Source organism: Paenibacillus lacisoli, from assembly GCF_030580655.1.
Classification (GTDB): domain Bacteria; phylum Bacillota; class Bacilli; order Paenibacillales; family Paenibacillaceae; genus Paenibacillus; species Paenibacillus lacisoli.
Genome location: NZ_JAUQTB010000004.1, coordinates 20,621 through 45,358, shown reverse-complemented (window position 1 = coordinate 45,358; position 24,738 = coordinate 20,621). Strand labels below are relative to the sequence as shown.

The 24,738-nt window shown below is 55.4% G+C and carries 21 protein-coding genes; 17 read left to right on the top strand and 4 right to left on the bottom strand.

What is annotated here, in order from left to right; translation table 11 throughout:
* Positions 1 to 84 precede the first annotated feature (84 nt).
* The 9 genes from Q5741_RS09610 to Q5741_RS09570 all read left to right on the top strand — a co-directional run bounded on the left by Q5741_RS09610 (position 85) and on the right by Q5741_RS09570 (position 12,284).
* Positions 85 to 1,377 (top strand): ABC transporter substrate-binding protein, encoded by a 1,293-nt coding sequence (locus Q5741_RS09610; protein ID WP_305023872.1) that lies wholly within the window; start codon positions 85 to 87, stop codon positions 1,375 to 1,377.
* Positions 1,378 to 1,489: 112 nt separating this feature from the next.
* Entirely contained in the window at positions 1,490 to 3,946 is a 2,457-nt protein-coding gene (locus tag Q5741_RS09605; protein WP_305023871.1) for a glycoside hydrolase family 31 protein, read from the top strand.
* 249 nt (positions 3,947 to 4,195) lie between these two features.
* Complete coding sequence (locus Q5741_RS09600; protein ID WP_305023870.1) at positions 4,196 to 7,309, top strand: DEAD/DEAH box helicase; 3,114 nt, start codon at positions 4,196 to 4,198, stop codon at positions 7,307 to 7,309.
* A 137-nt stretch (positions 7,310 to 7,446) separates the two neighbouring features.
* A complete protein-coding gene (locus tag Q5741_RS09595) occupies positions 7,447 to 8,145 on the top strand; it encodes a hypothetical protein (protein WP_305023869.1) in 699 nt (232 codons plus the stop codon).
* A gap of 382 nt (positions 8,146 to 8,527) precedes the next feature.
* Positions 8,528 to 9,301, top strand: coding sequence for a M15 family metallopeptidase (locus tag Q5741_RS09590; protein ID WP_305024057.1), 774 nt, complete (start codon positions 8,528 to 8,530; stop codon positions 9,299 to 9,301).
* Positions 9,302 to 9,618: 317 nt separating this feature from the next.
* On the top strand, positions 9,619 to 10,170 hold the full coding sequence (locus tag Q5741_RS09585; RefSeq protein ID WP_305024056.1) for a hypothetical protein: 552 nt from the start codon (positions 9,619 to 9,621) through the stop codon (positions 10,168 to 10,170).
* On the top strand, positions 10,170 to 10,460 hold the full coding sequence (locus tag Q5741_RS09580; protein WP_305023868.1) for a hypothetical protein: 291 nt from the start codon (positions 10,170 to 10,172) through the stop codon (positions 10,458 to 10,460). Before Q5741_RS09585 ends, Q5741_RS09580 begins: the two co-directional genes overlap by 1 nt.
* A 5-nt stretch (positions 10,461 to 10,465) precedes the next feature.
* Complete coding sequence (locus Q5741_RS09575; protein WP_305023867.1) at positions 10,466 to 11,866, top strand: glutathionylspermidine synthase family protein; 1,401 nt, start codon at positions 10,466 to 10,468, stop codon at positions 11,864 to 11,866.
* Between the two features lie 13 nt (positions 11,867 to 11,879).
* Positions 11,880 to 12,284 carry a DUF350 domain-containing protein gene (locus Q5741_RS09570; RefSeq protein ID WP_455430323.1) on the top strand — a complete coding sequence of 135 codons (405 nt, stop codon included), beginning with the start codon at positions 11,880 to 11,882 and terminating at the stop codon, positions 12,282 to 12,284.
* 112 nt (positions 12,285 to 12,396) lie between these two features.
* On the opposite strand, the gene Q5741_RS09565 is transcribed toward Q5741_RS09570, so the two are convergent.
* Together Q5741_RS09565 and Q5741_RS09560 are read right to left on the bottom strand one after the other, a co-directional pair.
* On the bottom strand, positions 12,397 to 13,158 hold the full coding sequence (locus Q5741_RS09565) for a GTP pyrophosphokinase (RefSeq protein WP_305023866.1): 762 nt from the start codon (positions 13,156 to 13,158) through the stop codon (positions 12,397 to 12,399).
* Between the two features lie 193 nt (positions 13,159 to 13,351).
* On the bottom strand, positions 13,352 to 15,775 hold the full coding sequence (locus Q5741_RS09560; protein ID WP_305023865.1) for a UvrD-helicase domain-containing protein: 2,424 nt from the start codon (positions 15,773 to 15,775) through the stop codon (positions 13,352 to 13,354).
* A gap of 408 nt (positions 15,776 to 16,183) precedes the next feature.
* Here Q5741_RS09560 and Q5741_RS09555 point away from each other — a divergent pair, with 408 nt between their 5' ends.
* Both Q5741_RS09555 and Q5741_RS09550 read left to right on the top strand, forming a co-directional pair.
* On the top strand, positions 16,184 to 17,008 hold the full coding sequence (locus Q5741_RS09555) for a zinc ribbon domain-containing protein (protein ID WP_305023864.1): 825 nt from the start codon (positions 16,184 to 16,186) through the stop codon (positions 17,006 to 17,008).
* A 62-nt stretch (positions 17,009 to 17,070) separates the two neighbouring features.
* A complete protein-coding gene (locus Q5741_RS09550; protein ID WP_305023863.1) occupies positions 17,071 to 17,859 on the top strand; it encodes a TrmB family transcriptional regulator in 789 nt (262 codons plus the stop codon).
* Positions 17,860 to 17,866: 7 nt separating this feature from the next.
* Here the strand turns inward: Q5741_RS09550 and Q5741_RS09545 are convergent, their stop codons facing one another.
* A complete protein-coding gene (locus Q5741_RS09545; protein ID WP_305023862.1) occupies positions 17,867 to 18,520 on the bottom strand; it encodes an NUDIX hydrolase in 654 nt (217 codons plus the stop codon).
* Between the two features lie 155 nt (positions 18,521 to 18,675).
* On the opposite strand from Q5741_RS09545, the gene Q5741_RS09540 reads away from it, so the two are divergent.
* From Q5741_RS09540 to Q5741_RS09515, 6 genes are all read left to right on the top strand, one after another.
* Positions 18,676 to 18,969: a hypothetical protein gene (locus Q5741_RS09540; protein ID WP_305023861.1), complete on the top strand. Its 294-nt coding sequence runs from the start codon at positions 18,676 to 18,678 to the stop codon at positions 18,967 to 18,969.
* 70 nt (positions 18,970 to 19,039) lie between these two features.
* Positions 19,040 to 19,987 (top strand): sugar-binding transcriptional regulator, encoded by a 948-nt coding sequence (locus Q5741_RS09535; protein WP_305023860.1) that lies wholly within the window; start codon positions 19,040 to 19,042, stop codon positions 19,985 to 19,987.
* A gap of 222 nt (positions 19,988 to 20,209) precedes the next feature.
* Positions 20,210 to 20,875 carry a deoxyribose-phosphate aldolase gene (gene deoC, locus Q5741_RS09530; protein ID WP_305023859.1) on the top strand — a complete coding sequence of 222 codons (666 nt, stop codon included), beginning with the start codon at positions 20,210 to 20,212 and terminating at the stop codon, positions 20,873 to 20,875.
* A 24-nt stretch (positions 20,876 to 20,899) separates the two neighbouring features.
* Positions 20,900 to 21,292, top strand: a complete 393-nt coding sequence (locus tag Q5741_RS09525; protein ID WP_305023858.1) for a cytidine deaminase — start codon at positions 20,900 to 20,902, stop codon at positions 21,290 to 21,292.
* 190 nt (positions 21,293 to 21,482) lie between these two features.
* Positions 21,483 to 22,658 carry a NupC/NupG family nucleoside CNT transporter gene (locus Q5741_RS09520; protein WP_305023857.1) on the top strand — a complete coding sequence of 392 codons (1,176 nt, stop codon included), beginning with the start codon at positions 21,483 to 21,485 and terminating at the stop codon, positions 22,656 to 22,658.
* 52 nt (positions 22,659 to 22,710) lie between these two features.
* Positions 22,711 to 24,012 (top strand): pyrimidine-nucleoside phosphorylase, encoded by a 1,302-nt coding sequence (locus tag Q5741_RS09515; protein WP_305023856.1) that lies wholly within the window; start codon positions 22,711 to 22,713, stop codon positions 24,010 to 24,012.
* A 116-nt stretch (positions 24,013 to 24,128) separates the two neighbouring features.
* Here the strand turns inward: Q5741_RS09515 and mscL are convergent, their stop codons facing one another.
* Positions 24,129 to 24,617 (bottom strand): large conductance mechanosensitive channel protein MscL, encoded by a 489-nt coding sequence (gene mscL / locus Q5741_RS09510; RefSeq protein ID WP_305023855.1) that lies wholly within the window; start codon positions 24,615 to 24,617, stop codon positions 24,129 to 24,131.
* Positions 24,618 to 24,738 lie beyond the last annotated feature (121 nt).

Sequence of the window (24,738 nt, the reverse complement as noted above, 5' to 3'; positions counted from 1 at the left end):
CTGCTATATACAATAGATTTAGAAAGCGATTACACAAATTGGCAAGGGGTACAGAACAGCCATTATAAAAAGGGAGGATCACACATGAAAAAGTACGGCAAGCTCGCACTGATTATGCTGCTGGCACTGACAGCGGTACTCGGGGGCTGCAGCAGCAGCAAAACGTCCGAGGGAGGAGATACGGCTTCGGACAGCAGCGGCGGCGGTGACAAAACGATTCACATTTTCCAGTTTAAAGTAGAAATTGCTGAAGCGCTGAACCGCCTGAAAGGTGAATACGAAGCAAGCCATCCTGGCATCAAGCTGGACATTCAGACTGTTGGCGGCGGCAGTGACTACGGTGCTGCGCTGAAGGCGAAATTTGCCTCCGGTGAGCAGCCGGATATCTTCAACGTCGGTGGTTACCGTGAACTTGACACGTGGATGGAGTATCTGGAAGATCTGACTGACCAGCCATGGGTCAAAGATGTGGTTGAAGTGGCCAAAGAGCCGATGACCAAGGACGGCAAGCTGTACGGTCAACCTATGAACCTTGAAGGATATGGCTTTATTTATAACAAAGATCTGTTCGCAAAAGCAGGCATTACCGAGATGCCCAAAACGCTGACTCAGCTGGACGAAGCGGCACAAAAACTGCAGGCTGCCGGTATTACGCCATTCTCCAATGGCTACCAGGAATTCTGGGTGCTTGGCAACCATTTGCTGAACATTGCATTCGCTAACCAGGAGGATCCATCCGGCTTCATTCAGAAGCTGAACGAGGGCAGTGAGAAGATTCCGGGCAACAAAGTTTTTGATGAATGGACTAAACTGTTCGACCTGACACTGAAATACGGCAACAAAAATCCCCTGACAACGGACTACAACACACAAGTAACGAATTTCGCCAACGGACAGACCGCGATGATGCAGCAGGGTAACTGGACACAGGTGCAGCTGGATGGAATCAATCCGAATCTGAACCTGGGTATTCTGCCAATGCCGATTAACGATGATCCATCGCAGGATAAACTCCCTGTAGGTGTGGCTAACAACTGGGTTGTGAACAAAAACTCCAAAGTGAAAGACGAAGCCAAAGAATTCCTGAACTGGCTCGTCACTTCTCCGGAAGGTCAGAAATATATTACCAAAGAGTTCAAATTCATCCCTGCTTTCACCAACATCAAAGCGGCTGATGAAGATCTGGGCGACCTCGGTATGGAGGTAGTGAAATACAGCCAGGACAACAAGCTCCTGAACTGGAACTTCAGCAACTATCCGGAGGGTGCACAGCAGGAATTCGGCAGCGAAATGCAGGCTTATGTGGCTGGTAAATCCGATAAAACCAAGCTTCTGGAAGACTTCCAGAAAACCTGGGACAGCCTGAAGTCCAAATAATCGAGCAGAGGGAACATCCCGAGCCGGCCAGAGTCCGTTATCCGCTTCCGGGTAATGGACTCTTTTATCGTAATAGAGAGCTTATAATACGGATCAGGAGAGGAAGATAACCATGTTGGATACAAGTGAAGCCATACATCCGAATAAGAGCGGCCCTGTGGTTATTCAGGAAGCGTGGAACACACCAGGAGCCTTGAAAAGCTGGAGACAGGAAGGGGAAGTCTTCTATCTGGAGGGGGAGCGTGCCCGTCTGGTGCTGGTGTTCCTGAACGAGCATACTTTCCGCTTGAAGCTGTACCATAGCGGGGTTCCGGGTTTATCCACGACTCCGGCTGTACTGCCGCAAATAACGGATAAAGTTAGTATTATTGTACGGAATCAGGAAGATCAATTGATTATGGACACAGGGAGCCTGCAGGTACACATTGTCAAATCGGATCTGTCCTGGATGGTCGATGACCGGGAAGGAAAGCGGATTGCCCGCCAGAACCTGATCAGCTGGAACCCACGCGGACTCAGCAATGCGGTATATGATATGCCAGCACAGTCTCATTTCTATGGCCTTGGAGAAAAGGCGAGCTTCCTGGACAAACGCGGCGAACGCTACACGAACTGGAATACGGATGTCTTTGCCCCGCATATGCCGGAGATCGAAGCTCTCTATGAGTCTATTCCGCTGCTGATTCACATGCAGGAAGGTGGCAGCTGCTATGGCATCTTCCTGGATAATCCGGGTCGAACCGATTTTGACATGCGTTCGCACAGCGGCGCTTATTCCATCGCTTGTCACACCGGAGAGTACGACATTTATTTTATTGGCGGACCTGATATGAAGGATGTGGTATCCCGCTATACCGCGCTGACCGGACGGATTTCCCTGCCGCCGAAGTGGGCGATCGGGTATCACCAGTCCCGCTACAGCTATATGAATCAGCATGAGGTATTGGAACTGGCGCGTACCTTCAGGGAAAAGCAGATTCCATGTGATGTGATCTACCTGGATATTCACTATATGAATGAGTATCGTGTATTCACCTTCGACCCGGTACGTTTTCCCGACCCCGAAGGCATGATGGCCGAATTAAAAGAGCTGGGCATGCGGATCGTACCCATTGTGGACCCGGGCGTGAAAAAGGATCCGCAGTATCCGGTGTACCGGGAAGGCGTTCAGCAGGGGCATTTCTGCCGCAAGCTGGAGGGTGACATCTTCTATGGAGAGGTATGGCCGGGAATCAGTGCATTCCCTGACTTCACCGAACCGAATACCGCCAAATGGTGGGGAGATCTTCACACTTTCTACACGAAGCTGGGGATCCGGGGGATCTGGAATGACATGAATGAGCCGGCAGTCTTTAATGAGAGCAAAACGATGGATCTGGATGTTATTCACGGGAACGACGGCCAGCCTAAAACGCATGAGGAAATGCACAATCTGTACGGGATGCTGATGTCCAAGGCTACCTTCGAGGGACTGCGCAGACAGACTGGCAATGAACGGCCTTTCGTCCTGACCCGGGCCGGTTATGCCGGTGTTCAGCGCTATGCAGCAGTCTGGACCGGGGATAACCGCAGTTTCTGGGAGCACATGGCCCTGGCCATCCCGATGGTGCTCAATATGGGGCTCTCGGGCATCCCGTTCGCTGGTCCTGACATTGGAGGGTTTGCCCACCATACGTCGGCCCAGCTGCTCGTCCGGTGGACCCAGATGGGTGTGTTCTTCCCTTACTGCCGCAATCACTCCGCCCTGGATACGATGCGTCAGGAACCATGGTCCTTCGGGGAGGAAGTGGAGGGCATTCTGCGTTTTTACATCGGTCTGCGCTACCGCTGGATGCCTCACCTCTATAATCTGTTTCATGAGGCCGCCGAGACCGGCCTTCCGATCATGAGACCGCTCATTCTGGAATACCCGGCCGATCGTCATGTGACGAATCTGAGTGACCAGTTCCTGCTGGGCCGTGATGTCCTGATTGCACCAGTCTATCGTCCTGACAGTGAATACCGCTCTGTCTATCTGCCTGAGGGCATATGGATTGACTATTGGACCGGCGAAGAGCATCCGGGCGGGCAGCATATACTAGCCTGTGCGCCGCTGGAGCGGATGCCGATGTATATCCGGAGTGGCGCAGTCATTGCGGAAGGCGCGCTGCGGCAGTATGCAGAGGAACCGCTGCTGCCGGTGAAAGATGCGCTGACCTTCCATCTATATGGAGCAAAGGCAGAGAACGGCTTCCAGGCGGATGCCAGCCTGTACGAAGATGATGGTGTCAGCTATAACCATGAACAGGGGCAGTACAGCCAACTGGCTGTAAGGATCGCCGGCCGGGAAGAAGGAATCGAGCTGGCCTATGACTATCAGGTCCGGACCTATGCTGCTGAACGGAATCATCTCCGCTTCGTTCTTCATCAGCCTGGCTTCGAGCCTTCCCGAATCGAGGGGCTGGAACGGCTGAATGCGAAGCAGCTTGCTGCCGGACGTGAAGGCTGGTATGTCGAAGCCGAGAGCGGCAGTGTCATCATGCAGGTGCAGGATGGCATGGAAGGAGCCAGCTGGCTGATACTTCGTTAAAGCGAAGGGTAAGGCTTCTATGTCAAGCTCAACTGAAAGAATATGCAGGCACCCTCTTCTTCGGAGGAAAGAGGGTGCTTTTTGCTGTTTCCGGGTAATGGGGGAGACAGCTGCTTCAAGCAAAACCTGCTGATTTTATGCTGTTTAGGTAGACTAAACTCGATTAGGATTCAGGAAAGGTTTTTAAAACCTCACATTTTCGTATATGATGAAGAGTAACAATGCGAAAGGCTGGACGGGAGATAAGACATGAATCAACCGCTGTATGGAGTTTGGCTCGGAGATGTATTTTTCTGTTTGTCCGGTGAAACATCGGAGCCGCGCGTCGACGCGTGGAGTGCCGTTGTACGCCGGCTGGAATTGAATAGCGGCTACCGCCCGTTCCAATCGGCAGCGCTGCGCCTGGCGGAGCTGCGGGTTCCCGGACCTTCCCGGGACAGCGGCCGCGGCGGCAAACGCCGCGGCCTGCTGGGACGCACGCTGGAAGGGCTGGCGCTGACGCCGCGCGATGCCTTTCGGCTGCTGCTCACGTTGAATGAGGAGCACTGCCGCCGTGCCGGGATTGAACCGGGCGGCGAAATGCTGTATTGGGCGAAGGCGGCCCGGTTTGCTGCAGAGCTGATGCAGCGCGGCGCCATTCAACCGGCGCTCGTGCCGGCGCCGCAGACCGGAGCCCGTCGCAGGGGCGGCCAGGAGGCGGCCATCGGTGTATGGTCTCCAAGTCTGCTCGGCAATGAGGAACGTCAGCGCTTCCTGCAGCTGGCCGCGTCGATGCCGGCCATCTGCTTGTCAGCGCCTGCGGCACTGGCGGGTAATGAGCCAGCAACCCGCGAGGAGGCTGGGGCCATTGTGCTGCATTCCTTCATGGCTGCGGTCATTCAGGGTGAGGCATCTGCCGTGCTGGAGACGATGGACCGGGAGATTGCCAAATATAGAGTCAATTACCGGCGGGGTTCTTCACCGCTTGCTGAATTGTGGTGGAACAGCCTGCTTACCGGAGGGAGACAAATTCCGGTACAGGGAACGGCTCCCGAGCTGGCCGAGCTCGGTGAAGTTATTATGGGGGTATGGAATTCATCTGTTCCTTTCGAGGAGCAGGAGGAAATACAGCCGGCGGAAGCCCGTCTGCGTCTGCTGCTGCGTCTGGAACCTCCGCTGGAGGAGGGACAGCATTTGTGGCGCATCAGTTTTTGGGCGGAGAGCGATGCGGAACCCGGCATGCGTCTGCCGGCCGCCGCGATCTGGCGCCATCCGGAGCAGGACCTGGAGCATGGCAGTCTCCGTTACACCTCGGTGCATGAGCAGCTGCTGAAGGCGCTGGGGCAGGCCGCCGCGCAGGCACCGGTCCTGGAAGATGCGCTGTGCATCCCGTATCCCGAAGCGGCCGAACTGGAAGCCGAAGTGTTTTTCCGCTTTCTGGTAGAATCCGTACCGCTGCTTCAGCGCAGCGGGGTAACGATTCAACTGCCTTCCCGGTGGAGCCGTGAAGGCAAGCGCAGGGCCGGCCTGCGGCTCAAAATGCAGAAGCAGCAGGAGGCGGTCCGGGAGGAAGGTATATCTGCCCTTGGGCTGGGCCAGATTGTTACGTTTGAACCGGAAGCCGTTCTCGGCGGACGGGCAGTGACGACCGAAGAGCTGGAACGGCTGGTTGCGGCGAATATGCCTTTTGTCCAGCTGAACGGTGAATGGATTGAAGTCGATCTCAAGGAGATCCGCCAGGTGCTGCGATACATCAAACGCGGGGAAGAAGGCGAGATGACGCTAGGCGAGTGGATGCATCTGGCCGCCGGCGACGACGGTGAAGAAGAGCTTACCTGGAAGGGGATGGCCGTCTTCGGAGCTGAGTCTGTCGGACGGCTCTCTTCGCTGGTGGACGGCTCGCTGCTGAGACACATGGAGCCTCGGCCCGTGCCGGAAGAGCTTCACGGGGAGCTGAGACCCTATCAGAAGCGGGGATATCAATGGCTGGCATCTATGAGGGATCTGGGCTTTGGGGTGTGTCTTGCTGATGATATGGGCCTTGGCAAAACGATTCAGGTTATCACCTGTCTGCTGGATGGACGGGAGCGAGCGGGTGCAGGCGAGGCACTGCGTCCGGCGCTGATTGTCTGCCCGACCTCGCTGCTGGGCAACTGGCAGCGGGAACTGCAGCGCTTTGCACCGGATCTGTCGCTGTATATTCATCATGGCAGTCAGCGGCTGCGCGGTACCCAGTTTCACCGGGAGGCGGAGCAGCACGATATTGTGCTGACCACCTATCATCTTGCAGGCCGTGACGGTGCCGATCTGGCTGCCGTGCTGTGGTCCTCCATCATTCTGGATGAGGCCCAATACATCAAGAACCACCGCACGAAGCAGGCACAGAGCGTGCTCAAGCTGCAGGCTCCGCACCGCATTGCGATGACGGGCACTCCTGTGGAGAACCGGCTCAGCGAGCTGTGGTCGATCTTCCAGTTCCTGAATCCCGGTTACCTCGGAACAGCAGCTTCCTTCCGTTCCCGCTACAGCGGCAGCGGAGAGGAACGGAACGTGGCGCTGCGCCAGCTGCACCGGCTGGTCGCGCCCTTCATGCTGCGGCGGCTCAAGAGCGATCCGGACATCCGTAAGGATCTGCCGGAGAAGCTGGAGCTGAAGTCTTACTGTTCCCTGACACCGGAGCAGGCAGGCATGTATCAGGGTGTGGTTAACCAGCTGATGGGTGAGCTGGACGGCCAGCGCGGCATTGCCCGTAAGGGTCTGGTGCTGGCTTCGCTGACGAAACTCAAGCAGATTTGTGATCATCCGGTGCTGCTTGGCGGCCGGGCTGATTCTGCGAAGGCAGAGGCCTCCGGCAAGATGGAGCATCTGCTGGAACTCGTTGATTCCATACGCGAGAACGGGGAAGCCGCGCTGATCTTCACCCAGTACGTATCCATGGGTGAGCTGCTCGTGGCTAAGCTTGGCCAGCGTTACGGTGAAACGCCGTTCTTCCTGCATGGCGGGCTGCCGAAGCCGCGGCGGGACGAAATGGTAGATCAGTTTCAGAAAGGGGAAGGCCCCTCCTTGTTTGTGCTCTCCCTGAGGGCAGGCGGAGTAGGGCTCAACCTGACCCGGGCCAGCCACGTTATTCACTATGACCGCTGGTGGAACCCGGCTGTGGAGAACCAGGCCACCGACCGGGTGTTCCGCATCGGACAGAGCAAAAATGTGCAGGTGCACAAGCTCATCTGTCAGGGCACACTGGAGGAACGGATTGACGAGCTGATCGACAGTAAGAAAATGCTCTCCGAGCAGGTCGTCGGCTCCGGTGAGAACTGGCTGACGGAAATGTCGGATGAGGATCTCCGCGGCCTGATCGCACTGCAGAGTGAATCGTGGATCTGATCGGACCCGGTTGTGATGCCCATGTGTTCCGATCGGCAGCCGGCTCTGCAATGGAAGACGGCCGGATTCCAACCGGATTTTAAACAGTACCGTTACCGATACAGGCAGAGAAGACAAAGACGAGAGGGGTGGCGGAAGTGAGTGCATACAACGTAGAGCTGACCATCGAGACCGGCCGCTGGAGCGCTGTCGTCCGCAGTGCGGACGGCACAGCTGTGCGGCTGGCCGGCACCGGCGCGCGGCTTGGCGACGCCGCCCGCGCCCAGCTGCTGGCCCGCCTGCAGGCGCGGCCGATAGAGCTGTACCGGCTCCTGCAGGGCGAGCCGGCACCGGCCGTGGCGGCGCTGCTGCCGCCGCTGCCGGATGATGCTGCCGCCGAGGACGGCAGCGAACCACCCCGCGCGTTGGCGGAAGCCGTGCGGGAGGCCCTGACCGCCGAGCCGCTGCTGCGGCTGGCGCTGGCGGGTCTGCCGCGCGCCGAGCTGCTGGCGGGCGTGTTCGGCAGCTGGGCGGAGGAACTCGCCGCCCAGGGAGCGCCGCGGCGCGCACCCGCCGCCGAACCGGCTGTGCGGGGCGAAGCCCGCGGCGCCGCGGGCGCAGTCGGCGACTGGATCGCCGAAGCGGCCGCGGCCGGCACGCTGCATCAGCCGGGACCCGGCTTCAGCAGCGTGGAAGTGCGGCTGCCGCAGGAGCTGCAGCCGCAGGAACCGCCAGCCGGGCTCGCAGCGCTGCTGCCCGGCCAGCCGCGCGCGGCGGAGGGACTGGCGCTGGTACGCGCCCGTACCGCCGAAGCCGCGCGCACCTTGGCGGCGGGGGCGGTCAAACCGCCGCGCTAGCAGTCCGGCAGGAAGGAAGCGATATGAAGGCGGGGACGCCGGCATATCGCTTTTTTTGCTGCTGCCGGAGACGACAGGAATCAACAATTGCCGTGGAACCGTGTCGGCATTTCAAGTATACTGGTACGGAAGACGAAGGGTGCCGTCAGGCATCTGTAAGCAGGAGAGGCCGGACTTCGGGTCCGGTGTAAACCGTCGGTGTTATGGACGAGCATGCCGCGGGCGTGCTAATGAATGTATGAAAGAAATCAGAGGAGTTTTGGAAATGAGAGCTAACGGGAAACGGAAGGACGTCACTCGGACAGAAACACAGCAGGAATTCACATCGGCAGGGCAGGTGACCGGACGGCCGCAGGCCAACCGGCGCCGTCTATCCCTATGGATGTCGGTTCTGATGCTTCCCGGTCTGCTGCTGGCAGGCTGTCAGCAGGGAGGCTCGGGGGAACAATCGGCGCAGCAGCTGCAGTCGCCGCCGCCAGCGTCGGCGGAACCGGCAGATCCGGTGATGGCACTGCGCAGCCAGAGCGCCCTGCAGAAGACGATTAAGGAAGAAGGCGAGCATGCCGTTGTCACGAACGCGGAGGCGATGACCGTCATCGTAGATAAACAGCGTTTGCTGCCAGAAGGATATGTGCCGCCGGATCTGGTCGAGCCGAATGTGCCGTTCAGCTTCGATGGTCCGCATGAGAAGCGCCATATGCGCAAGGAAGCGGCAGAAGCGCTGGAGAAGCTGTTCGCAGGAGCGGAAAGTGCAGATATTGAGCTGCGCGCCGTGTCCGGGTACCGTTCCTATGAACGGCAGGTCTCGATTTATAACAACAACGTACGGACGAAAGGGCAGGAATATACCGATAAGGTCAGCGCCTTCCCAGGCTCCAGTGAGCACCAGACCGGTCTGGCTATCGATGTATCAAGCCCCAGCGCCGGCAACGCATTGGAGCAGAGCTTCGGGGATACCCGGGAGGGCCAGTGGCTCGCAGAGCATGCTGCAGAATACGGCTTTGTGATCCGGTATTTGAAGGGCAAAGAGACGGAGACCGGATATGAATATGAGCCGTGGCATATCCGTTATATTGGTACGGAGCTTGCACCCGATGTCGCGAAGAGCGGCCTGTCGCTGGAAGAATATTTTGATGAAGCGAATATAAAGCTGTAGCAGGCTGGATCTGCAGATCGTCGTACGGATATCTGCAGCTTGTGGGAGACCGGGCTTTGCCCAAAATCAACAGGCCGTCATCGAGGAGATGACGGTCTGTTTCCTTTCTCCTGCGCCTTGCGAACTAAAAGGACTGCAGCGGTCCGCAGAGAAATTCATAGGATAAACGATTCATTCCATGAAATATCATTTTCAATTGCACCCGAATTGCGTAAAATGACGTATAGATTTGGGGAATGCAGAATTTTGAATATTTTGCATAAGTTGAATAAAACGGTCCTGGGCTGTACCGGCAGATCAAGGAGATAGGCTCGTTGATGCTCTGGCTGGTCACGCTCATGATCTGCTGTTTCATAAAGGTAGGATCGGAAAGGAAGGGAAGCGCTATCTATTATTCAGTTACGTATCGGGAATGGTCGGAGACAAAGCAGAAAGAAGTCAGAACCCTGGAGCAGGTATCCGTTCCGCAGTCGGAATTATTTCTCCGCAAGCTGGTAGACGCAACGTTAATCCACAGCCGGCTGTGGGGGCACATTTCGAATGAGCGGACAGAAGAGGGGACTCATTCCATCTACGCTGCGGAATTTGCAGACCAGGTGGAGGAGCCCTACCGTTCAGCTATTACGAAGGCCGTATTTGCATTGAACCGAACCAGTTCACTCTACAGCGGAGAATATTGGATTTGGGATGGGCAGCAGTTTATGGAACAAGAAGGACAGGCCGCATCCTCCCTGATGGTTCTGGAATGGGCACAGCGCCTGCTGGATCATTATGTAGTAGAGCAGGAGACGACGTATGAAGTACTGTATTCCGTTCTGGATGAGGAGCGCAAGAAGCTGTTATTTTTCCTGAAGGAGGTGGATCTCTGATGGAGGAGCGTGAATCGGTGAAAAAGCCGGACCCTGGCAGGCGGGCCAAGATGATGGCTTTTGCGGTCATGCTGGCGGTGCCTGCCGTTCTGACCGGCTGCGGCAGTAAGGACGAATGTGATCCCCAGGTTGATAACTCCTGCGAATACATGGGGAGCAGCGGGGGAGGCGGCGGTTACTACCATTACACAGGCAGCGGCTACAGCTCCAAGGGCTACAACTCGAGTGGGGCCAAATCCAGCGGTTTTGGCAGCGGCGGCTCGCACAGCGGCTTTTTCTCGGGAGGTTAGGCTCTATGCGTACAATGCTGCATCTGCCCTATGGGCATGAGGAGATTTTCACGGGGGAGCTGGAACGTACCATTCCTTACCACCGGATGTATGGCAAGCAGTACTGTCTTCCGGCGCTGACCCTGTACGAAGAGTCGGAGATGGAGGAGCTGCGTACAGCGGCCGAAGCCGTTGACCGAATCTACCGCAAAGTTATGCAGTTTGTGCAGGACTACCTGCCGGACAGCTATCTGGTGGAACAGCTGGGCATTCATCCCGGACTGCTCGCAGCGATTCGCAGAGATGACGCGCCGCAAGGCATAACCCGGCAGGATTGGATTCTGGGAGCGGACGGCTTGAAGTGCATCGAGAACAATGCAGATACACCGACAGGGATCCCTGAAGCCGCTTATCTGGAGAGAGAGCTCCTGCGTTTGCAGAACGAGGCAACGAAGGTTACATATGCAGGACCTTCCCGGGGAATGGATGAGACGCTGCGCCGTATGTTTAAGACAGTCATGAATCATTATGAGAGACAGGGCTTGGGCACCGAAGCGGTGTTCACTTGCTATGACTGGCATCTGGAGGATCGGCATAATACAGAATATCTGATGAGGATGTGCAGGGAAGCCGGTTTTACGGTCTGTTTTGCGCCGCTGCATGAGCTGGAGATTGTGCCCGGCGAGGGGTTGTACCATCGCGACAGACAGGTGCATATCTTATACAGGCTCTATCCGCTGGAATACCTCATTCATGATGAAGAAGAAGAGAGTGGGGTAGCTGTAGGGCAGGCACTGATGGATCTGGCTGCAGCCAGACGGCTGGGGCTGATCAATCCGCCGCGGCAGATGATTGCCCAGAGTAAAGGCTTCACGGCAACGCTGTGGTCCCTGTATGAGCGTAATGAACAGACGCCTGAATACTGCGGATTTCGTCTGTTCGATGATGAAGAACTGAACTGGATCGAGCGCTATCTGCTGCCGACCTACTTTGAGCCCGCTCCTTTTGAGCAGAACGGAACGCCGTATGTCGCGAAGGGGTATTGGGGGCGTGAGGGTAAGGGTACTGCGCTGCATGAGGGGACGAAAGCAGACCTGCAGACAGCTGCGGCAGCCATGCCGCCTAGTCTGGATGGTCTAGGGGAGGCTGACCGGCCGCTGACCGAGGAAGAGCAGGAAGCCGAACAGATTGCGGCCTATTACGAGAACCAGCCCAAGATTTATCAGCGCTTGTGGCCCATGCAGGCCGCAGAAGTGCTGACCGAGGAAGGCCGCTATGCCGGTTATTTGCTGACAGGCGTATTTGTTATCGGCGGTACGTTTGCAGGGGTACTGCCCCGGATTGGCGAGAAGGTCACTGGCGATATGGCCTTTTATTGTGCGGCAGCCGTCAGGGAAGCGGACGCCGGCATCAAGCAGGACAATTGAAGGAGGATGGAATGTGAAGACGTTTTGGAGCGACTTGGGACATGTGGGAATCGGCGTTATAATTCTCATGGCTATTCTGGCAGTAGGTTACCTGGTATTTAGCTGGATTACCCGGTTTGATGACAGTAAGGAGATTGCGGGCGGCAACGAGGCAGCCGGTCTCTATATGGGCAGTAAGCTGCTGGGATTGTGCATCATTGTAGCGATGGTTTCCTTCAGTACGCATGAATGGATGGATATGATTATCTGGTCTGCTGCAGGCATTGTGATTCTGAGCCTGGTCTATCTCATCTTCGACTGGGTGACCCCGCGTACGAAATTGTGTGATGAAATTGCCAAGGGCAATCTCGCCATAGCTCAGCTGCTGCGCTCGGTCATAATTGGGGTATCGATTGTCATTGGCACATTCCTGATGTAAATAACAGAAAACGTAAAAAAGGTATCCTCAGCCGGTTGGCGGCGGGATACCTTTTACTTTTTGGGAATAAGTTATGGCATAGATCTGTGATAAAAGATGGTATAAGTCAAGATCATTTGTTCTCCGCGGTCAGGAGCGGAGGTTCAGCACCGGCTGCGACCTGATTATCCTGCCCTTCGCCTGAGAGGGACAGAATTTTATATCTCAGCTTCAGCATTTTCTGGTCCAATTCATCGGCGGCTTGTGCGGCTTCTGTCAGCTCGGCTACGACATGGGCAGGCACCTTTTTATCAAATTTGTAATAGAGAATATGCTCCAGGCTTGCCCAGAAATCCATGGCGAGGGTACGAATCTGAATCTCGACCTTCATCCAGCGTGTCTCCTCGAACAGAATTAAAGGGACGGCAACGATGACGTGCAGGCTCTGGTAGCCGTTAGGCTTGCGGTTGGCAATATAGTCCTTCACTTCAATGACGCGAATATCCGAACGGGACTTCAGATGATCGAACAGTCGGTAGATATCTTTGACGAAGGCGCATACAATTCGCATCCCCGCAATATCGTGAATCTGGTTGAGGATATTATCGATGGTCGGCTCATAACCTTTGCGCTGTACCTTCTCGAGGATGCTCTGCGGCTCCTTGATCCGGGTTTTGATATGCTCGATCGGACTGAATCCGTCCTGCAGCTTCCATTCGGTCTGGATCAGCTTGATTTTGTTCTTCAGCTCTTCCAGTGCCAGTTGATATAGAACCGGAAGCTTCTTCCACTCCTCCAGCTGTCTGGAGAGCGTCTCATCGGTTTCCAGCTTGCGCTGGAAATCCCGTAACGGCAGGTGAACGGTGGATAGCTGGCTTAAATCGTGTTCGTTCAAAGGGCATTCTCCTATAAAATCAAAGTTGCATTGTCGGCACCGGGCCAAGCTTTGGTGAGTCCTAACCGCGTTTTGCTTTATCTGCTGTCCAATCAAGCCCAAGTGCGCCATGCGGCATCTGTCTACATTGTACATGAATCGGATAGCAGGGGCAAAAGTAAAGGGACGTCCTGGCGGACGTCCCTTCAGTCATTTATACAGGCACTTCCCGGGATCCGCCTTCCATCCTGGAGCCGCACAGCGGGCAGGCTGGAGGGGATGCTGAAGTGGAACTTCCGTGGGCTCTGCGGCCGGCGGCAGCCTGCCTGATCCAAGCCTTACAGGAGGCGGCTGTACAGGTCCACACCGGTACATGCTCCGTCCGTCCGGCACGCGGAGCCGTCCTGGCTGGAGCAGTTCTGCCACCGTCAGCATTCTGGCGGATGGTAACGGTATGGGAGCGGCGGTTTCCCTGGCTTCTTGCCGAAGTTATGGCAAAGGATCGGCTGGACTCCCGGTTGTTCCGTTCCCGCAGCGGCTGGTCTGCCGCGGGCTTTGAAGCAGCTTCCGGGAGGATACCGTAGGCTTCCGTAATAAAACGGGATACCGGTGCTGGCTTGCCGTGAACGGTGGCCGGCGAAGTGATGTACAGCTTCTGTTTGGCGCGGGTTACCGCCACGTAGGCCAGCCGCCGTTCCTCTTCCAGAGCCGCATCGGCACCCTCAGCGGCGGAGCCGAAGACCGGCTTGCGGTCATCCGGTACATCCTGCTTGAGGGCCGTACTGTGCGGAAGAATACCTTCGCTGGCACCGATCCAGTAGACACAGGGGAATTCCAGACCTTTGGCCCTGTGAATCGTCATCAGGCGGACAGCATCGCTGTCTTCAGACATACGGAGAGATTCCATTTCCTTATGGCGGCGGGTCAGCTCGTCGGCAAAGCTGATAAAGTCAGCCACCGTGTCAAAGCGTTTCGCTGCGCTCTCCAGCTCTTCGAGTGTCTCCAGCATGGTTTCTTTATAGTGGGTCAGGATAGAGGGATCTCCGGCTTCCATATATTTATCATAGAACTGCCTTCTCATCTCCTGAATGGCCAGAACCGGCTTCATCGTCTGCAGGCTCTTGATGAGGCGGATTCGGCCCTTGACCTGCTCCTGCTGGAAATCCCGCAGCTTGTCCCAGCGGGTGAGATGGATCAGCGGGTATTTCTTGGCCTGCTTTTTCTCCTCACGCAGAATGTAATCAAGCCCCGCTTCGCGGGGGACATACAGCGGCCCTAGCGCGCTGGCCAGCGCATCCATGCGCCGCGGCTCCAGCGAGAGACGAAGGTGATCCATCAGCGGTCGGATCAGTGACTGGTCATAGAAGACAGGGCCAGTACCGTATTGAATGAACGGCACATCGCGCAGTATCAGATGCTCGAAGATCGAGCGGCTGCTGCTGGCAGTACGGTGCAGAATGGCTATATCCCGGTAGGCCAGCTCCCCGGCCTCCACCTGCCGCAGCAGATGCGATACCACCTGGGCGGCTTCCTCTTCGGTTCCGGCTGGTGCGGAGAACTGCGGCGGATACCCCTGCTGACCGGCGGCCAGCAGCTTTTTCCTGCGGCGCAGCCGGTTGTGCTCCACGAGGGAGGAACCGAGCCCGAGAATACGCGCATCGCTGCGGTAATTCTGGTTCAGCGTGATTACCTTGGCGCCCGGATAGACTCGGTCGAACTCGAGAATCGATTCCTGGCGGGCTCCGTTAAAGGTATAAATCGTCTGATCGTCGTCGCCGACGACCATCAGGTTACGGTGTTCATCTGCCAGCATGCGGACCATGTCATACTGGAGGGTATTAGTATCCTGGAACTCGTCGACCATCAGATAACGGAAGCGTCTGCGCAGGGTTCCCAGAATCTGTGGGTCCTTCATCAGGGCAGCTGCCCGCAGGAGGATGTCGTCAAAGTCCATTTTGTTCCGTTCCTGCTTCCACTGCTCATACGCGAGCAGCAGGCGTTTCGCATCCTTCTCGTCCGGTGTCTGTTCAGGCAGCTCATCCGTGGTTCTGCCGCCGGCCTTCCAGGCGGACAGGGCGGAGAGCAGGCTCTCCGGCTGGAACACATCGCTCAGCCCGAGCTGGCGCTGAAGCATCTTCATAATGGTATGCTGGGCCTGCATGTCACCGAAGATATCTTCGGTAGCTCCATGATGACGCAGCATAGCCAGCGCGAAGGAGTGGAAGGTTCTCGCTTGTACCGTCCGGGCTGCAGCAGGACGAATTCCCGGCAGAGCGGCAATCCGTGCTTTCATCTCCGCGGCAGCTTTGCTCGTGAAGGTCATCAGCAGAATGGTAGAGGCGGGAACCTCCCGCACAGCCATCAGGTATCCGGCTCTCGCGGCCAGTACCGTTGTCTTGCCGCAGCCGGCTCCAGCCAGTGTCAGCAGCGGTCCCTGGCCATGACGAACAGCCGCGATCTGCGGCTGGTTCAGGTGAATACCCTCACGCTCTAGGGCACGGAAATAATAAGCATCAGCCTCGCTGTCAAGCACCAGTCTGGAGCTGGTTGCGGCCGGTGCGGGCTTCGCGGCCGGTGCAGGAGTGGCGAGGGGAACGCCGGCGGGACGCGGATGAAAGTCCGTATAGTGATTGGACATGAAGAATCCCCTTTCTCGTTCATACACATGCTTTGTTCATGCGCTATGTTAGTAAGTCATCATTTATTTTCAATACTTCTCTATTCCGTAAACTTCCATTTTCACAAGTGGGTTCAGTTTTTGGTATGATAGAGTCACTCCCGGACAGGCATTATTCCATTATACCTTATCCGGCAGGGGAGCCAAGTGCCGAATGATTGGCAGAACGGCGAAATTAAACCTTCAATCCGGGATACCGAAACTTCGGTGTGAATAGGATTGTATAATCTAGTGATGGAGCGCAGCTTGTGACAGGCTGTCCCGCTAATAAACCTGAATGACCTTACTGAATACGAACAAACTTGCTGACAGGCAGTACAGCTGCGGGACCCTATTCAGGTCAAGCAGACACATGAGGAGGAAACGGACATGAATTTGCTGCAAAGGATTAAGGAAGGTGCGAACCGTGCGACGGAGAAAGCCCAGCACGCGGTGGAGATCGGAAAGCTGAACTCTCAGATCTCTAGCATTCAACAGGAGATGGACGTTCATTTTTTGCGGATGGGTCAGGTATTTTACCAGGGCTACCGCATTCACGATATGACGGACGCCGAGAAGGAAATGATGCAGCTTTCCAAGGAATGCGACACGCTGCAGGCGGATATTGACGCCCTTCGCAACAAAATTGCCGAGATGAAGAATGAGCGCCTGTGCGAATGCGGTTATGTGGCAGCGCTGGATGCGAACTTCTGCCCGAAATGCGGCCGCAAACTGGGCGGTCAGCCCGCAGAAGCACCAGTGCAGGAAGAAGCACAGGTACCCGCGTCTTCTCTTGAGATGAATCGCAGCTGGGAGCCGGAATTCAACGACAGCTACACGGACGACTACACGCAGGTATACACCCCGGAGTACCGTGATGAGGAGCGGGAGGAACCGCAGACACAGCAGCAGACATCGGCAGCTTACGAAGAGGATCCCTTCCGCGAAGCAGACTACGCAGACACGGACTTCACGCCGGAAGAGAAAGCAGCCTTTGACGCGGAATGGGAACGCCGCCGCAACGAAGAGCTGGAGCGGGAGCGCGAACGCCAGCAGGAGCTGGATGAACGTATCCGTTACTGGCAGAAGAACAATCAGGAGGAGGCGGCTGTTCAGCCGCAGGTTCCGCGCGATACCGTAAAGTGTCAAATTTGTTCAGCCGATCTGCCCAAAGGCTCCAAATGGTGCCCGCGCTGCGGAGCTGAGCAGATCTAACTCCGACAGGGAGAGCATAAAGATGCGGGTTAGTCAGGTGACAGCATGGGAGGACAGACATTATGGAACATCTGCTGCAGCATCTGCGCAATCTGGGTTTTACAGAAATGGAAGGCAAGGTCATGGTCGAACTGGCCAAACAGGGCTCGGCTTCAGGCTATGAGGTGGCCAAAAGGCTGGGCGTATCCCGTTCCAATGTGTATGGTACGCTGCAGCGTCTTGCGCAGCAGGGCTACCTGCAGGCGGGACCGGGTGAACCTGTCCGTTACAGTGTACTGGATACGGAGGAACTGACGAAGATGATTTCTTCCCACCTTCAGCAGTCGCTGGAAGCCGTCAAGGCAGGGATGCCGAAGCATCAGCCGGAGAGACCGCTGTTTTTCAATGTGGAGGGAGATAAAAACGTGCTCGAGAGCCTTGCGCGTGAGCTGTCCCAGGCTGAGCACGAGATTATAGTGGATATTTATCGTGAAGAGGCGGCACTTCTGAGAGAAGAACTGGAGGAAGCTGAAGCGAGAGGGGTGCGGGTGCTGTGGTCTTGTGACGGGGCAGACAATACACCTGCACGCTGGATGTCCCCTTCAGTGCTGGGGAACGCCGGACGACAAGGGGGGCGGCGATTCTCGTTCGTCATTGACCGCCGCCGCTGCATGCTGGGCATGCGGGGGGAACCAGGCTCCGCCCAAGCGGTCGTCACAGAGCACCCGGTCATGGCAGAACTGCTGCTGAGTCATTTTGCACAGGAGCTTGTATTATTCGAGCTGGACCAGGATATGGGAGCCGAGCTTGAAGGCCGGTACGGTCCCCTCTACCAGTCGATCATTCGCAGATATGCGGGCGGTCCGAGTTAGTGCAGGATCAGGGGATGCCGGGAGGCTGATCCTGGATTTTCCGGCAGATGTCGATATAATAGCTTAACTCGCGGTCAACAAAATCAGAGCTACGTACGGGGCGCTCATGCAGCCGGGAGCCGGCAGCTGCGTCAGAGCTGATCCCTGCAGCAGTGATCTCAGGAAGATTCCCTTGGAACAAGGCGAGCATGTCGTTCACATCGGCTTCATACAGACCAGCCACTTCTTCGGTCTGCAGACGGTATTGTTCCAGAGTAAGGTTGGAGTGAAGGCCGAAGACACTGCTGACTTCACGGTCGATGAACGGAACACCGAACAGTTCACCATGAATCTCTTCACGGGTAGTCATCAAAAGCTTCAGCTGTTCGTAGGATGCCGTCACACCCAGTTCTTCTTCCAGTTCACGAACAGCATCCGACACGGTTTCCCCTTGGGAAAGATGACCGGCAGCGGTAATGTCATAGCACCCTGGAAAGGTATCCTTGGTATGCTGGCGAAGCTGGAACAACAGGAGCCTGCGTCCTGCTTCCGTATCCCGGTACAGCCAGCAGTGGAAGGTATGATGCCAGTATCCGCGGGCATGAACCTCATCCCGCGGGCGGGCGCCAATGCGGCAGTCGTTTTCATCATAAATATCCAGAAATTCCTTTTTGTCAGACATGGTCAGAGCCCCCTGTATGATTGATATGTAGATGCTGTCTTTCATTCTAAAGGAACCGGCATATGCTGCCAAACGTGATTTTCGCATCGGCATGGCTTCCTTTCACTCGGGGCAAGCTGATATTATTACGAAATATATGGAAGGGGACGTTGATGATGGAGTGTATCGTTCACTTTAGAGTGGTTCACGGGAAGGAAACCAAAGAGCTGCGCGGTTTAATTATGCTGAAGGAGGGCGAGCAGCCGGGAGTGGATCAGCTGGTGACGATGTTCGGGGATATGGGCTTTGCCGTAAAACCGGATTCCGGGGATGAACTGGTATTCCGTACGGCAGAGCCGCAGGCCAGTTTTGACTATATCCGTGTAACGGAAATCGACACGGGAGAAGAGGTCTACCGGGAAGATCACAACCTGCGGTCTATTCTGGAGAATCTGCTGCCGCCCCGCTAGTTCCGGTTACATAAGACAGCCTGAAGATACGGCATGATTGGCAAATTGCTTTTGAAGTGGGTTGGAGAGAATGGAAAATGGAAATCATGAGAAACAGCGCCTGAGTGTCGAGGCATCCCGCCTGTATTACCTGCTCGATTACAGCCAGCAGGAGATTGCTGCGAGACTGGGGGTATCCCGTCCTACGGTATCCCGCCTGCTGCAGTATGCGAAGGATAAGGGGTATGTCCGCATCAGTATTGTGGACCCGCTGGAGGATCTGGACGCACTGGGAGAAGAGATCAAGCATGTCTATGGTCTGGATATGGTGCTGGTCTGCTACTCGCCGCTTGATGAATATAAGGAAATCCAGAAGCATATCAGCAAAAAGACAGCAGAGTACTTGCATGAGACCGTTCGGGACAGTGATATTATCGGAGTGACCTGGGGAACTACCATGCACGCAGTGGCAAGACAGCTTCAGCCCAAACAGGTAAAAGGTGTAGAAGTGGTACAGCTGAAAGGCGGGGTCAGCCACTCCCATGTGAATACCTACGCAGCAGAAACGGTGAATCTGTTCGCGGAGGCCTTTCAAACGATGGCCCGGTATCTGCCGCTGCCCGTCATCTTCGACAGCATGGAGCTGAAACAAATGGTCGAAGCAGACCGCCATATCCAGCGCATCATCCAGCTCGGCAAGCAGGCGAATATCGCTGTGTTTACCGTGGGCACGGTCAAGGAGGATGCGCTCCTTTTCCGGCTCGGTTATTTCAACAAGGAAGAGCAGCAGCAGCTGCAGCGGGAAGGTGCAGGTGACATTTGTTCCCGATTCTTCGATGCCCAAGGCCGAATCATCAGCAGCGAGATCAACAATCGGACCGTAGGCATTGATCTGGAAGATTTGCGCGCCAAAGAAAAGAGCGTTCTTGTAGCAGGCGGCCAGCGCAAGATCGAAGCTATACGTGCCGCACTGGTGGGCAAGTATGCGAATATCCTTGTCACTGACCAGTTTACGGCCCAGGCTTTACTGGAATCATAGACAGGACTGCCGTTGAAGACGGCAGTTTTTTTATGCGTCAGTTCGTCAATTTGCGCAGTGATACGACCTGAACATATTTTCACAAAAACTTTTACATTTGTTCAAGTGCATGTTATGATGTCGTTGTTGAAAGCTGTCAATGGCATGGTCAAAGGCCTCCCGGCCTTGAACTGTGTGATTATATATGATCCTATCAACCGTAAATTAAAGGAGAGATTTTTCATGAACCTGGCTGGCATGATTGACCACACGCTGCTTCGTGCAGATGCAACCCGTACCGAGATTGATAAGCTGATTGAGGAAGCGAAGAAATATGTATTTGCTTCTGTATGTGTGAACCCGACTTGGGTCAAAACTGCGGCAGAGCAGCTGGCTGGTACGGATGTCAAAGTATGCACGGTTATCGGATTCCCTCTGGGCGCCTCCACACCTGCGGTCAAAGCATATGAAGTACAGGATGCGATTGCGAACGGCGCAGGAGAAGTGGACATGGTTATCAACATAGGTGCCCTGAAATCCGGGAACCTTGCATTGGTGGAACAGGACATAAAGGCAGTCGTGGACGCGGCTGCGGGCAAGGCACTGGTCAAAGTGATTATCGAGACCTGTCTGCTGACAGACGAAGAGAAGGTAACAGCATGCGAACTGTCCGTCAAGGCAGGCGCTGACTTTGTTAAAACATCCACAGGCTTCTCCACAAGCGGAGCTACTCCGGCTGATGTAGCCTTGATGCGCAAGACGGTAGGTCCGGATATCGGTGTCAAAGCTTCCGGCGGTGTGCGCAGTCTGGAAGACATGCAGCAGATGATCGAGGCGGGCGCAACCCGCATCGGTGCAAGCTCTGGCGTGAAGATCATGGAAGGCGGACAATCGAACGCCGCATATTAATTGGGACGGGAAGGAGATCCACAGATGAAAGAGCAGCTGATTCAGCAAGCGATTGAAGCCCGTGAGCAGGCTTATGTTCCTTATTCCCGGTTTCAGGTGGGGGCCGCACTGCTGGCTGGCGGCGTCATTTACCAAGGGTGTAACGTTGAGAATGCCTCCTACGGGTTGACCAACTGTGCGGAACGGACTGCGATCTTCAAAATGGTATCAGAAGGCGGGCGTAAGATTAACGCCATTGCTGTTGCCGGCGATACGGACGGGCCTATCTCACCCTGCGGTGCCTGCCGGCAGGTGATCGCAGAATTCAGTGATAGTGACACCCGGGTTTACCTGACCAACCTTCGCGGAGAGATGACGGAGCTGACCGTTGCCCAGCTGCTTCCTGGTGCTTTTACACCGGCGGATCTTCATAAGTAACATTTTGTGCAGGTGACTGCTTGTCCATCCAAAGATTGAGGGATGATATTCCAATAGGAGGAGACCCTAACAGGTATCATCCTCTTTCTTAGAAACACATTGAAAGCGCTTAATGTTGGCCTTTGCAATCTGCATTTTGTATAATGCAAAATGCTCAACAAATATAAACAACCAGGGAGAACATACAACGATGAAATATTTGATTGCCATAGTCGGGGTTTTGGTCATATTTGCGCTTACTTATATTGCCAGCAGTGACCGCAGGCATATCCGCTACCGTCCGCTGGCGGTGATGATTGTGCTGCAGGCGGTGCTGGCTTTTGTACTGTTGAATACGGAGGTTGGTTCCGTGCTGATCGGCGGGTTTGCGGGGGTGTTTGAGAGCCTGCTGGACTACGCCAAGGAAGGGACGAACTTTGTCTTCGGCGGGCTGGTTTATGAAGGGCAAGGTCCGTTCTTCATGAACGTGCTGCTGCCTATTGTCTTTATCTCGGCGCTGATCGGGATACTGCAGTACGTCCGGGTTTTGCCTTTTATTATCCGTTACATCGGTCTTATCCTGAGCAAGATTAACGGCATGGGCAAGCTGGAATCTTATAACGCGGTAGCCTCGGCCATTCTGGGCCAATCCGAGGTCTTCATCTCGGTCAAGAAGCAGATTGGTTTGATGCCGAAGCACCGGCTTTATACGCTGTGCGCTTCGGCCATGTCGACCGTGTCGATGTCCATTGTGGGTTCGTACATGACCATGATTCAGCCGAGATACGTTGTTACCGCCCTTGTGCTTAACCTGTTCGGCGGCTTTATCATTGCGTCCATTATTAACCCGTATACTGTAAAGAAAGAAGAAGATCTGCTCGAAGTACAGGAAGAAGAGAAACAGTCGTTCTTCGAAATGCTGGGTGAATATATTATGGACGGCTTTAAGGTTGCCATTACGGTTGCAGCGATGCTGATCGGCTTTGTAGCGCTGATTGCTATGGTGAATGGCATCTTCAACTGGATCTTCGGGATCAGCTTTCAGGGCCTGCTGGGTTATGTGTTTGCCCCATTTGCTTTTATTATCGGTGTGCCTTGGAGCGAAGCGGTTCAGGCTGGCAGCATTATGGCGACGAAGATGGTGTCGAACGAATTTGTAGCGATGCTGGAGCTGGGTAAAATGACGATGTCCACGCGGACCACAGGCATTATCTCCGTGTTCCTGGTGTCGTTCGCCAACTTCTCCTCGATTGGTATCATTGCCGGTGCGGTGAAGGGGCTGCATGAAAAGCAGGGGAATGTGGTCGCACGCTTCGGTCTGCGTCTCGTATATGGAGCTACTCTGGTCAGCTTGCTGTCGGCTACAATTGCAGGATTGTTCCTCTAAAACGCTTATGCTGCCGTGAAGGATCAGGAAGAATGAAAGGGGAAGAACGGTTATGAGAATGGTTGATCTGATTGCGAAGAAACGTGACGGCAGGGAGCTGAGCGCGGAAGAGATTCAATTTATGGTCCAGGGCTACACGGAAGGCAGTATTCCGGATTATCAAATGAGTGCCTTTGCGATGGCGGTGTTCTTCAAAGATATGACTGAGCGCGAGCGTGCGGATCTGACGATGGCGATGGTCCATTCCGGCGATACGATCGATCTCTCCGCTATTGAAGGCGTGAAGGTGGACAAGCACTCCACCGGCGGGGTTGGCGATACTACAACACTGGTGCTGGCGCCGCTGGTCGCCGCGCTGGATATTCCGGTTGCGAAGATGTCGGGCCGCGGCCTCGGCCATACGGGCGGTACCATCGACAAGCTCGAAGCCGTTCCTGGCTTCCATGTTGAGATTACGAAAGAAGAATTCGTGGAGCGTGTGAACACAAGCCGGATTGCTGTCATTGGGCAGAGCGGGAACCTGACTCCTGCGGACAAGAAGCTGTATGCACTGCGTGACGTGACAGCTACGGTAGACGCGGTGCCTTTGATTGCCAGCTCGATCATGAGCAAAAAAATTGCGGCCGGCTCAGATGCAATTGTGCTGGATGTGAAGACCGGTGCGGGCGCTTTTATGAAAACAGTCGATGACGCCAAGGAATTGGCCCATGCAATGGTCAGCATCGGTAATAATGTCGGGCGCCGGACGATGGCGGTCATCTCGGATATGAGCCAGCCCTTAGGGCTCGCTATCGGCAACGCGCTGGAAATTCAGGAGGCGATCGATACCCTGCGGGGTAAGGGGCCGAAGGATCTGGAAGAGTTGTGTCTGGCGCTGGGCAGACAGATGGTGTATCTGGCAGGCAAGGCCAAATCGCTAGAGGATGCCGAAGAGATGCTGCAGGAAGTGATCCGTAACGGCAAGGCGCTGGCGAAGTTCAAGGAGTTCCTGGCCAGCCAGGGCGGTGACGCATCCGTCGTCGATCAGCCTGAGCGTCTGCCGCAGGCCGCTTACCGTATTGAACTGCCTGCCAAGCAGGATGGATACGTGGCTGCGATGGCAGCTGACGAGATCGGTACCGCAGCGATGATGCTGGGCGCCGGACGGGCCACCAAAGAAGATGAGATTGACCTGGCGGTTGGCCTCATGCTGAACAAGAAGGTCGGTGATCTGGTACGTGCCGGTGAATCCCTGCTGACCATTCATGCGAACCGCGAGGATGTGCAGGACATTATGGATATGCTGTATGCCAGCATTACGATTGCGGATCAGGCAGAGGCCCCCGTACTCATCTATGATATTGTGACAGAATAACGAGAGAACGCGCCCTCCGCTGCACTTGCAGGGGAGGGCGCGTTTTTGCCTTTTCAGCAGATTAATCATTAACGCGGTGTATTATTCAAGGCATTAACCATTAACCGCATCAATTATTAACCATGTGCCATTTCCGCGTCCAGCACAGATGTGCAGTGGGCACAGCGTGTTGCGGCAGCAGGAATCTCAGACAGGCAGTAAGGACATTCCTTGGTCGTTTTCTCGGGTTCCGGCTTCTCATGCTCCTTGCGCTTCAGCATATTGATGCCTTTGATCATAAGGAAAATACAGAATGAGACGATCAGGAAGTTCAGCACCACATTAATAAACTGCCCATAGGCAATGGCCGGTGTGCCAGCAGCCTTGACCTGGACCAGCGTCATCCGTGTACCGTCAGCAGTTTCGTTATTGCCTAGCGGGTAATACAAGTCGGCGAAATCCACACCGCCCAGCAGCAGTCCGATCGGCGGCATAACAATGTCGTTAACAACGGAAGTGACGATGCTGCCGAAGGCACCGCCGATGATAACCCCGACGGCCAGATCGATCACATTGCCGCGTACGGCGAAGGTCTTGAATTCATGCAATAAACCTTTGGCTTTCATAGGTACAGCGCTCCTTTAAATCCCTCACCCCCGGTTGGGTCGCGGGTGTTTTTTGTTATTGTACACAATACGGCCTAAACTGACAAAAAATTTACACTTTATTTCCGGCGCAGGATTCGTT

Coding starts and splice junctions, on each gene's coding strand:
- Q5741_RS09610 (WP_305023872.1), top strand. CDS start 85: ATGAAAAAGTACGGCAAGCTCGCACTGATTATGCTGCTGGCACTGACA.
- Q5741_RS09605 (WP_305023871.1), top strand. CDS start 1,490: ATGTTGGATACAAGTGAAGCCATACATCCGAATAAGAGCGGCCCTGTG.
- Q5741_RS09600 (WP_305023870.1), top strand. CDS start 4,196: ATGAATCAACCGCTGTATGGAGTTTGGCTCGGAGATGTATTTTTCTGT.
- Q5741_RS09590 (WP_305024057.1), top strand. CDS start 8,528: ATGTCGGTTCTGATGCTTCCCGGTCTGCTGCTGGCAGGCTGTCAGCAG.
- Q5741_RS09585 (WP_305024056.1), top strand. CDS start 9,619: ATGCTCTGGCTGGTCACGCTCATGATCTGCTGTTTCATAAAGGTAGGA.
- Q5741_RS09580 (WP_305023868.1), top strand. CDS start 10,170: ATGGAGGAGCGTGAATCGGTGAAAAAGCCGGACCCTGGCAGGCGGGCC.
- Q5741_RS09575 (WP_305023867.1), top strand. CDS start 10,466: ATGCGTACAATGCTGCATCTGCCCTATGGGCATGAGGAGATTTTCACG.
- Q5741_RS09560 (WP_305023865.1), bottom strand. CDS start 15,775: ATGTCCAATCACTATACGGACTTTCATCCGCGTCCCGCCGGCGTTCCC.
- Q5741_RS09555 (WP_305023864.1), top strand. CDS start 16,184: ATGAATTTGCTGCAAAGGATTAAGGAAGGTGCGAACCGTGCGACGGAG.
- Q5741_RS09550 (WP_305023863.1), top strand. CDS start 17,071: ATGGAACATCTGCTGCAGCATCTGCGCAATCTGGGTTTTACAGAAATG.
- Q5741_RS09545 (WP_305023862.1), bottom strand. CDS start 18,520: ATGTCTGACAAAAAGGAATTTCTGGATATTTATGATGAAAACGACTGC.
- Q5741_RS09540 (WP_305023861.1), top strand. CDS start 18,676: ATGGAGTGTATCGTTCACTTTAGAGTGGTTCACGGGAAGGAAACCAAA.
- Q5741_RS09535 (WP_305023860.1), top strand. CDS start 19,040: ATGGAAAATGGAAATCATGAGAAACAGCGCCTGAGTGTCGAGGCATCC.
- deoC (WP_305023859.1), top strand. CDS start 20,210: ATGAACCTGGCTGGCATGATTGACCACACGCTGCTTCGTGCAGATGCA.
- Q5741_RS09525 (WP_305023858.1), top strand. CDS start 20,900: ATGAAAGAGCAGCTGATTCAGCAAGCGATTGAAGCCCGTGAGCAGGCT.
- Q5741_RS09520 (WP_305023857.1), top strand. CDS start 21,483: ATGAAATATTTGATTGCCATAGTCGGGGTTTTGGTCATATTTGCGCTT.
- Q5741_RS09515 (WP_305023856.1), top strand. CDS start 22,711: ATGAGAATGGTTGATCTGATTGCGAAGAAACGTGACGGCAGGGAGCTG.
- mscL (WP_305023855.1), bottom strand. CDS start 24,617: ATGAAAGCCAAAGGTTTATTGCATGAATTCAAGACCTTCGCCGTACGC.